Here is a 9,241-nt window from a genome sequence, read left to right as displayed (position 1 = left end):
GCCCGGTTCGCCGCCGCCCGCCGAACCGCTGCAGCCGGACGCGGCCGTCAGCACCACCCCGGCCAGCAGTACCCCCGCGGCCCACCGCAACGTCCCCGTCCGCCCCAGCCCGTGCACGTCCCGCCCCTCCCCGGGACCGGTCCGGCGACCGGTCGGCATCAGCTAAGCACACCCGGCACCGGCCGGCGGCCACCGACGGTGAACGGCACGTGGCCGTGGGCGAACGGGACATCGAACCCGTCCGGCCCACGGCCACCGGCGCGCAGCGGCGCCCGAACCGATCAGGAGTGCTCGGGAGTCCTCGGGAGCACCCGAGGCGCCCGCACCGGGGCTCAGTCCTGCTTCAGGTTCGGCACCTGCCAGTCGATCTCCGCGCCGCCGAAGGAGTCCAGCGCGGCGTTGATCTGCGAGAACGGACGGCTGCCGAAGAACAGCTTGGCCGACAGCGGCGACGGGTGGGCCCCCTGCACCACCACGTGCTTGGTGGTGTCGATCAGCGGCAGCTTCTTCTTCGCGTAGTTGCCCCACAGCACGAAGACCACCGGCTCCTCGCGGTCGCTCACCGCCTTGATCACCGCGTCGGTGAACTTCTCCCAGCCCTTCGCCTTGTGCGAGTTGGCCTCGTGCGCGCGGACCGTGAGCACCGCGTTGAGCAGCAGCACGCCCTGCTCGGCCCAGTGCATCAGGTAGCCGTTGTCCGGAGCGGGGACGCCCAGGTCGGCGTCCAGCTCCTTGAAGATGTTGCGCAGCGACGGCGGCGTCTTGGTGCCCGGCAGCACCGAGAAGCTCATGCCGTGGGCCTGGCCGTTGTCGTGGTACGGGTCCTGGCCGAGCACGAGCACCCGGACCTTGTCGTACGGAGTGGCCTCCAGCGCGGCGAACTCCTGGCCGCTCGGCGGGAACACCTCGTGCTCCGCGCGCTGGGCCGCCACGAAGGCCGCCAGCTCGGCGAAGTACGGCTTCTCCGTCTCGGCGCCCAGCACCTCGCGCCAGGACTCGGGGAGCTCCAGCCCGCCGCCCTCGCCGGCCTCGACCACGCCCGCCTCGACCGTGTCCGTCACGACATCTACCTCCCACACCGCGGCTGCTGCGCCGCACGCCCTCTTTCACCCCGAACGCTACACAGCCCCACCGACAACTCACTCCCCCGGAGCGGGCTCCGGGCTCCGGGCGGCCGCCCGCTCCACCCGCAGGTGCTCCACCGCGTTGAGCGCCACCAGCAGCACCGCGAGCACCACCAGCACCACCAGCGCCGGCAGCCGCACCATCGCGGGCAGCAGCGCCAGCACCACCGCCGCCGCCGCGATCCGGGTCGTCGCGACCTGACGGAACATCATCCACCGCGTGTACCCGAAGGTCAGCAGGTACAGCCCGCAGCCGCCGTACAGCAGCGCCACCGGACCCGCGCCGAGCGCCCGCCGCGGGTCCGCGACCGTCTCCCCGAAGCCGACCGCCACCCCGATCACCCCGGCGGCCAGCGCCAGGTGCCCGTACTGGAAGATCCTCCGGACGACGTCCCGGCGCGAGTCGGCGACCTCCACGGCGTGCCGCATGGCGTCCGCCGCGTACACGAAGTACTGCCACCACAGGCCCGCCGAGATGGTGAACGCGACCGCCACGGCGGCGAGTTCGGCCGCGTCCAGCCGCGCCGCGGCCGCCGTGCCGCCGATCCCGACGATCGACTCGCCGAGCGCCACCAGCAGGAACAGCGCGAACCGCTCCGGCATGTGCGCCGGGTGGTACGCCACCACCGCGAGCCGCCGCCGGAACAGCAGCGGCGCGGTCAGGTCGCCGAGCGCGGCCGCCGCCCACAGTGCGAGCCGCGGCCCGTCCGGCAACAGCCCTCCCGCCAGCAGCAGCGGCCCGCTGACCAGCACACCCACCCCGTACGGACCGCGCCAGACACCCGGGATCCGGACCACCAGGAGCAGCAGCACCACCCGGGCCAGCCAGTACGCGGCGCCGAGCAGCACGCCCCGCCCGCCGTACGCCCCCGGGACCGCCAGCGCCATGAACAGGCCGGCCAGCCCGACCAGCAGGATGCCCAGCCGGTCCCGCAGGTTGTCCACGTCCCGGATGTTGGCCTGCACGGTGGTGCCCACCCAGCACCAGTACACCGGCACGAACACCACCAGCGCCCGGACCAGCCCGGTCACGTCGTGGTCGTGGTGCAGCAGCCCGGAGACCTGGGTGATCGCGAAGACGAAGACCAGGTCGAAGTACAGCTCCGCCCAGGTGACCCGCTTCTCCCCCGGTCCCAGCGCTTCCCCCGTGACACCCATCCGCCCGGCCCTCCCCGCAGGTACGAAGCGGCCCCGCTCCGGCGACCGGCCGGAACGGGGCCCACGACAGCACCGCAGAGGCTAGACCAGCTCGACCAGGTCCGCGATCGACTTGACCACACGGGTCGGCCGGTACGGGAAGCGCTCCACGTCGTCGGCGGCGGTCAGGCCGGTGAGCACCAGGATGGTCTCCATGCCGGCCTCCATGCCCGCGACGATGTCGGTGTCCATCCGGTCGCCGATCATCACCGCCGTCTCGGAGTGGGCGCCCGCGGTGTTCAGCGCCTCGCGCATCATCAGCGGGTTGGGCTTGCCGACGAAGTACGGGTCGACACCGGTCGCCTTGGTGATCAGGGCCGCGACCGAGCCGGTGGCCGGCAGCACGCCCTCGGTGGAGGGGCCGGTCTCGTCCGGGTTGGTGCAGATGAACCGGGCGCCCTGGTTGATCAGGCGGATCGCCTTGGTGAGCGCCTCGAAGGAGTAGGTGCGGGTCTCGCCGAGCACGACGAAATCGGGCTCGCTGTCGGTCAGCACGTACCCGGCGTCGTGCAGCGCCGTGGTGAGGCCGGCCTCGCCGATCACGTAGGCGGTGCCGCCCGGCCGCTGGGTGCTGAGGAACTTGGCGGTGGCCAGCGCCGACGTCCAGATGTTCTCGGCCGGGATGTCGAGTCCCATCCGGGCGAGCCGGGCGTGGAGGTCACGCTGGGTGTAGATCGAGTTGTTGGTCAGTACCAGGAACGGCTTGCCGGACTCCCGCAGCTTGCTGATGAACTCGCCGGCCCCCGGGATCGGGGTGCCCTCGTGGATGAGGACCCCGTCCATGTCGGTCAGCCACGACTCAATGGGCTTGCGCTCTGCCACGTAGGTGTCTCCCTCGGTCTTGCAAAAGCTCTGAACGATCTCGCACATCGCTCCGGACCGGACACCATCGGCCGGCCGGGCGCCACAGGCTGCCCCAACGCCGACCAGCGTAGTCGGGGCGGGGAACTGGTCCAGCTCCACCTGCGCAGCCTGCCGCTCCCGGCCGTTCCGGCGGAACCGGGAGCAAACGGGCACCTCGTGATTGAGTGGGCGCATGAACCCGCAGACGACCTCCCGTCCGTTCCGCGTCGGCCTGATCGGCTACGGCCTGGCCGGCTCCGCGTTCCACGCACCGCTGATCGCCACCACGCCCGGGCTGCGGCTGGACGCCGTGGTCACCGCCAATCCCGACCGGCGCGCCCAGCTGGCGCGCGAGCACCCCGACGCCCGGGCCGTGGACACGCCCGAGCAGCTGCTCGCCGACCCGGACGCGCTCGACCTGATCGTCATCGCCTCCCCCAACCGCACCCACGCGCCGCTCGCCCGCGCCGCCCTGCGGGCAGGCCTGGCCACCGTGGTGGACAAGCCGCTGGCCGGCACCGCCTCCGAGGCGCTGGAGCTGTGCCGGCTCGCCGAGGCGCAGGGCGTCCTGCTCTCGGTCTTCCACAACCGGCGCTGGGACGGCGACTTCCTCACCGCGAGCCGGCTGGTGCACGGCGGCGCGCTCGGCCGGGTGCACCGCTTCGAGTCCCGCTTCGAGCGCTTCCGCCCCAAGCCCAAGCCGGGCTGGCGGGAGCTGGCGGACCCGGCCGAGGTCGGCGGCACGCTGTACGACCTGGGCAGCCACCTGGTCGACCAGGCGCTCACCCTGTTCGGGCCGGTCGAGACGGTGTACGCGGAGATCGACGTGCGGCGCGACGGCGCGGTCGTGGACGACGACGCCTTCCTCGCCCTCACCCACGCCTCCGGCACCCGCTCGCACCTGTGGACCAGCGCCGTCACCCCGCTGATCGGCCCCCGGCTGCGGGTGCTCGGCGACACCGCCGGATACGTCAAGCCCGGCATGGACCCGCAGGAGGCCGACCTGCGGGCGGGCCTGCGCCCGGACGGCACCCGCCCCTGGGGCGCCGACCAGCCCTCGCACTACGGCACCCTCGGCACCGACGAGTCCGCGATCTCGCTGCCCACCGACCCGGGCGACTACCCCGCCTTCTACACGGGCGTCGCCGCCGCCCTGACCACCCCGGGCACCCCGCCCCCGGTCGACCCGCGCGACGCGGTGGCCGCCCTGACCGTGCTGGAGGCAGCCCGCGCCTCCGCCGCGACGGGGACGGCGGTCCGCCTGGGCTGACGGACGCCTTGTCGGGCCTGCCGCTCCACCTCTCGCATAACTTCTAAGATGATTCGATGATCAGTCAGCTGGGGTGGCAGGCCGACGGCGAGGAGCGCCTGCGGCGCGAGCAGGAGTGGTCCGCCGAGCAGAAGAAGCGCGAGAAGGCGTGGACCGAGGAGTTCGAGGAGCGCCGGAAAGCCCTCCAGTCCGAGGAACACCAGCTGGCCACGTCCATCGCCGCGAACCGGGCGGCCTGGGCGGACGGCCGCCGGAGCGGAGCCGCATTCGCCGGCTACGTCGACGTCACCGGGCCCGACGCCGTGCCCGTACGCATCGCGGTGGTGTGGCTCGGACGGATCGGAGCCACCAGGAGACCGCTGAACGACTACGACCCCCTCCGGTTTGTCTCCGGCGCCGGCGGCGGCGAGGGCGTCCTCCTCCTCATCCCCGTCGCCGCCCTCGTCGGTCTGAACTTCGGACTCCGCTGGCTCGTCCTGCGGCTGCTCGGCCGCCCGCGCTGGGCCGTTGCCGCCAAGGCGGGAAGCGACCGGGGCAAGCGCGGGGGCAACACCGTCCTGCTGCGCACCCGGGACCGGGCGACGGCCCTGAAGTACGCGGCCGCCCTGGCCGACCGGATCGAGCAGGACGGGACGGCCGCCCTCACACCCCGATGACCTCCACCGCCGAGCCCAGCCCCCGGAAGTCCGCCACGTTGCGGGTGTACAGCGGCAGCCCGTGGGCCGAGGCGACCGCGGCGATCATCAGGTCTATCCGGCGCGGGCGCGGCTGCCGCCCGGCGGCGATGGTGAGGGTGACCAGTGTCCCGTAGCGGGCGGCGGCGGCCGCGTCGAAGGGCAGCGGGTCGAAGTCCGCCATCGCCGCGCCCAGCACCTCCAGCCGGGCCGCCCGGCTGGCCGGGTCGCGGGCCATCGACACGCCCTGCTGCAACTCGGCGAAGGTGATCGCGGTCAGCTCCGGCACGGCCGGCAGGTCGGACGGGTGGAGCAGCGCCAGGTCGATGTAGACGCAGGTGTCCAGCACCCCGGCCGGCCGACGCCGGGGCGCTCTGCGGCGCTCAGCCACGCCGCCGCTCGAACGGGTCGTCGCCCTCGTCCCCCACCAGCTCCTCGGGCCCGAAGTACTCCTCGGCCTCCTTGCGCATCTGCTGGTAGTCCACCCGCGGCAGCTTCACGTGCCGCGCCACCAGCTCCTCCGCCGTGAGCCGCCGCCGCCCCGACACCGGCCGCAGCTCCGCGACCTCGACCCCGTTCCTGGTGATGTGGAAGGTCTCCCCCGCCTCCACCGCATCCATCACCGCGGCGGAGTTGTTCCTGAACTCCCGCTGGGTAATCGTCTTCACCTCTCCACGGTAGCCCCGCGTAGCACCCCTGGCTACACCCCGCACAAGCCCCGCCCGATCCGCCGAACCTCCGCCCCAGCCCGGCCAGATCCGCTAGGTTCGATCACGATCGTTCGAACAGAGGGGGGCTTCTGTCATGACCGGCACCGGCGAGAAGGATCAGAATCCATGGCTCTACGGCCAGGACGCGCCACCCGCGCGGGATCCGCTCAGCCCACCCCGCACGACCGGGCCCTGGACGGGTGCTGCGAGCCCATCCGTCCTGGTGCAGCCGGCCGTGCTCCAGCAGGGCGCCGGCGAATCGCGCCGACTGCGGAGTGAGTTGCAGTTCTCGGTCAGCCGCGTCGAACCCGACACCGCCGCGGCCGTCCAGGCTCTGAGCGGTGGGTGGGCCGGCGGCCCTGCGCTGTCGCAGGCGCTCACCTGGTGGAAGGCACGCTGGACCAGCCTCGACAACCGGCTCGGCCTGACCGCCGACCGCCTGGACGCCACCGCACGCAGCTACCTCGCAGCCGACGACTCCGCCGCGGCCGACTTCAAGGGGCCGTGAACCATGGTGACCTTCGCCCTGCTCCGCCACGCCTCCTTCGCTTCCCTCGACCACGCGGGCGGCACCTGGACCGGCGTGTCCGGCCACATGGAGCACCTCGCCGGCCAGATGCGATCCGGCGTGCTCCGGCCCCTCTCGGGCGGCGGCCCGTACGCGGCCCCAGGCTCCGGGAGCCGGCCCTGGACCGGCGCGGCCGCCGACGAGGCGGTCCGGGAGATCGGGCTCCTGACCGACGAACTGCACGCCTTCCACTACGAGGCGCTGGCCGTCGCCGCCGCGCTGCACCGTGCCCGGAAGGCCTTCACCGAGGCCCAGCAGAAGCTGCTGCGGGCGATCGGCGACGCCGAGGCCCTCGGCGCGACCGTGTCCGACGACGGCACGGCCACGCTGCCCGACCTGCCGCCCGAGGAACGCAACGACCCCGAGGCGATCGCGTACCAGAAGCGGAAGTGGGACGAACTGCAGCACCACGTCCGGGACATGACCGCGGCCCTGACAGCCGCCACCGAAGCCGACAACGCCGTGGCCGCGGCCCTGCGCGCGCTCAACCCGGAGGAGGTCGACCCGGCGACGCACCCCGACGGGGCAGCCAACGCCCTGAGCGACCTGGAGGGGGCGATGGCCATGCCGACCGACCCCAAGGCCCGGAAGGAGTGGTGGGCGGCGCTCGATCCGGCCTTGCGGGCCGGGCTGCTCGCCGCCGATGGGGGCAAGCTGATCAAGGCCGGAATCCTGGGGCCGACCGAGTACGAGTGGTCGTGGCCGGACAAGGGGGCCGGGCCGTACCACGTCCGAGAGCCCGGCGCCGAGGAGTATGCGATCCAGGCGGAGACCTATGCACTCATCGCGGGCGGCACACTCGTCCAGAACGAGGACGCGGCGCGTCACATGCTGCACTACCTCGACAACACCGGCGAGCCGCTCACCGTGGACGTGGACCGCATGCTGCGTGACGATCCCGCGTTTCGTGTGCACGTCGACGGACTACTGGCCGACCGGGAGGCCGAGTGGCGGCAAACCGCCCTCGACGCTTATCAGAAGGCGGGTGGTGCGCCGGTCGCCATCCCCGTGGAAACCGTACGCAACACGGCCAACGACTTCACATTCAAGGAGCAGCAGCAGTCGAACTGGTTCCACGCCATCGGCAGCCAAGGCTGTGTCGTCTCCGGTGTCATCACGGTGAATCCCGGCCCCGACGGGAAGCCTGTGGTGTCCACGCAGTACCAGGTCAACGTTTGGGACCGCTACAACTGGGACGAGGGCAAATCAACCAACATCGGACCCACGAACATCACGGACGACGACATGGCGAAGCTGCACCAGACTGGTCTGGCCCAGGAATACGACATCAGCGGACGAAGCACCCCGATGACCTGGGCCGGCAGCGGCAGCGCCCCCGTGCAACCGGCAGGTACCGGCGAACGGGGCGCCGACCGTCAGGGCACAGTCACCGACCCGGGCAGGGAGACCCGATGAAGCGGCGATGGGTGCTGCTAGGGGTTCTGCTCCTGCCACTGGTGCTGATCGCCTGCGTGGTGGGGGCGCGCCACTGGGTGCGGGAGCTGGAGCGGAACCCACCTGCCAACAGCGGGCGGCCGGGCTCGTGGATGACGGTCTCCTCGGAGCGGGCCACGGATTTCGCCCGGATACGACTGCCTGCGTCGGCGAGCGAGGTGAGGTGGTCGTACCTGATCGGGTTCCAGGACGATCTGGCGTTCCTCTCGTTCCGGCTGCCGCCAGGTGAGGAACAAGGATTCCTGGCCGGCTTGGGGATCGCGATAAAGCCGAACGCCGGCACCGACTTCGGCACCTACGGGCTGGAGGGATTCCATCAGGCCGGGGCACCAGACCCGACGACCGCGGGGCCCCTGCGGTACGGCTCCTTCATCGCCGAGCCACTGCCTGGGCACAACAAGCGCCTCGGGGAGTCCGTGTGGCTGGCGGCGGAGGCGGACGGTGGCACGCGGGTGTGGGTTTCCGCGATGGATGCGCCGTAACGGAATCCCGCCGGAGTCGGGAACCCGGCGGGCCGCAGGAGGAGTTCGACATCGTCGGTAGGACCAAGCCGATCACCATCCAACTCGACGACCCCGCCGCCCCCGGAGGGAAGACGCCATGACGCGCAAGCAACGATGGGTACTGCTGCTGGCGATCGTGGCGCCGCTGGCGTTGGTGGGGGCTGCTGTGGGGGGCCTGTACTGGCTGCGAGAGTGGGACCGGCATCCAGCACCGGACAGCGGGCGGCCCGGATCGTGGATGACGGTCACCTCGGAGTTCGTCATGGAGTTCTCGCGCGTGCGGCCGCCCACGTCGGCGGGCGAGGTGCATTGGGCCTACCAGAAGGGGTTCCAGGACGACGCCGCATACCTCTCGTTCCGGCTGCCTCCAGGGGAGGAGGAGCGGTTCCTCGCGGATCTGAAGATGACGGTGAAGCCGAGCTTCGAGAACCGGGTCGACAGCAGTGCGCTGACGGGGTTCCAGCGGGCGGGGGCACCGGATCCGAAGGCGGCGGGCCCCTTGCGGGAGGGCTCCTTCCTCGCCGAACCGTTGCCCGGGCACAACAAGCGGCTCGCGGCCACGGTGTGGCTGGCGGCGGAGGCGGACGGGGGCACTCGGGTGTGGGTGGACGCGGGGGATTCGCCGTAGGGATTTGGTCGAAAGCAGGAACCCGGCGGGCCGCAGGATCGTCCTGCTGGTACGTCAGGAAGCCGAGGGGGCACCGGGAGGGGGAGCGCGCCGTGGCTGTTGTCGCGATGCTGCTGGGCCTGCTCCGGGTGTTGACCGGGGAGTTGGTGGCCGACAGCGGGACGCTCGCGTCCGTTGCCGCCGTCGCGGCAGTGGCGCTGGTGGCCGGGGCGGTCGCCGGGGCGCTGGCCGGGGCACGGCTGTTGGGGGCGCGGGCGCCGGCGGCGGTG

General features: G+C 72.3%; 11 protein-coding genes. 6 read left to right on the top strand and 5 right to left on the bottom strand.

The window, feature by feature from the left end:
• Nucleotides 1–332: 332 nt before the first annotated feature.
• The 3 genes from KS423_RS29670 to KS423_RS29660 all read right to left on the bottom strand — a co-directional run bounded on the left by KS423_RS29670 (nt 333) and on the right by KS423_RS29660 (nt 3,143).
• Nucleotides 333–1,061, bottom strand: a complete 729-nt coding sequence (locus KS423_RS29670; protein WP_224282858.1) for a uracil-DNA glycosylase — start codon at nt 1,059–1,061, stop codon at nt 333–335.
• 78 nt (nt 1,062–1,139) lie between these two features.
• Complete coding sequence (locus KS423_RS29665) at nt 1,140–2,282, bottom strand: low temperature requirement protein A (RefSeq protein ID WP_224282857.1); 1,143 nt, start codon at nt 2,280–2,282, stop codon at nt 1,140–1,142.
• An 81-nt stretch (nt 2,283–2,363) separates the two neighbouring features.
• Nucleotides 2,364–3,143 (bottom strand): HAD-IIA family hydrolase, encoded by a 780-nt coding sequence (locus KS423_RS29660; protein ID WP_224282856.1) that lies wholly within the window; start codon nt 3,141–3,143, stop codon nt 2,364–2,366.
• Between the two features lie 214 nt (nt 3,144–3,357).
• Here KS423_RS29660 and KS423_RS29655 point away from each other — a divergent pair, with 214 nt between their 5' ends.
• Nucleotides 3,358–4,434, top strand: a complete 1,077-nt coding sequence (locus KS423_RS29655) for a Gfo/Idh/MocA family oxidoreductase (RefSeq protein WP_224282855.1) — start codon at nt 3,358–3,360, stop codon at nt 4,432–4,434.
• 56 nt (nt 4,435–4,490) lie between these two features.
• Complete coding sequence (locus KS423_RS29650; RefSeq protein ID WP_224282854.1) at nt 4,491–5,090, top strand: hypothetical protein; 600 nt, start codon at nt 4,491–4,493, stop codon at nt 5,088–5,090.
• On the opposite strand, the gene KS423_RS29645 is transcribed toward KS423_RS29650, so the two are convergent.
• Both KS423_RS29645 and KS423_RS29640 read right to left on the bottom strand, forming a co-directional pair.
• A complete protein-coding gene (locus KS423_RS29645) occupies nt 5,077–5,499 on the bottom strand; it encodes a type II toxin-antitoxin system VapC family toxin (RefSeq protein ID WP_224282853.1) in 423 nt (140 codons plus the stop codon). The genes KS423_RS29650 and KS423_RS29645 overlap by 14 nt on opposite strands.
• Nucleotides 5,492–5,776 carry a type II toxin-antitoxin system Phd/YefM family antitoxin gene (locus KS423_RS29640; protein ID WP_063349249.1) on the bottom strand — a complete coding sequence of 95 codons (285 nt, stop codon included), beginning with the start codon at nt 5,774–5,776 and terminating at the stop codon, nt 5,492–5,494. Before KS423_RS29640 ends, KS423_RS29645 begins: the two co-directional genes overlap by 8 nt.
• Nucleotides 5,777–5,912: 136 nt before the next feature.
• Here KS423_RS29640 and KS423_RS29635 point away from each other — a divergent pair, with 136 nt between their 5' ends.
• The 4 genes from KS423_RS29635 (at nt 5,913) to KS423_RS29620 (ending at nt 8,972) form a co-directional block, all read left to right on the top strand.
• The gene (locus KS423_RS29635; RefSeq protein ID WP_224282852.1) at nt 5,913–6,326 is read left to right on the top strand and encodes a hypothetical protein; all 414 of its coding nucleotides are present in this window, start codon (nt 5,913–5,915) and stop codon (nt 6,324–6,326) included.
• 3 nt (nt 6,327–6,329) lie between these two features.
• A complete protein-coding gene (locus tag KS423_RS29630; protein WP_224282851.1) occupies nt 6,330–7,802 on the top strand; it encodes a hypothetical protein in 1,473 nt (490 codons plus the stop codon).
• Nucleotides 7,799–8,323 (top strand): hypothetical protein, encoded by a 525-nt coding sequence (locus KS423_RS29625; RefSeq protein ID WP_224282850.1) that lies wholly within the window; start codon nt 7,799–7,801, stop codon nt 8,321–8,323. The genes KS423_RS29630 and KS423_RS29625 overlap by 4 nt, the downstream gene beginning before the upstream one ends.
• Nucleotides 8,324–8,441: 118 nt before the next feature.
• Nucleotides 8,442–8,972, top strand: coding sequence for a hypothetical protein (locus tag KS423_RS29620; RefSeq protein ID WP_224282849.1), 531 nt, complete (start codon nt 8,442–8,444; stop codon nt 8,970–8,972).
• Nucleotides 8,973–9,241: the final 269 nt, after the last annotated feature.

It is taken from the genome of Streptomyces sp. LS1784 (genome assembly GCF_020103755.1).
In the GTDB taxonomy this organism is placed as follows: domain Bacteria; phylum Actinomycetota; class Actinomycetes; order Streptomycetales; family Streptomycetaceae; genus Kitasatospora.
This window is presented reverse-complemented; position numbering and strand designations above follow the sequence as displayed.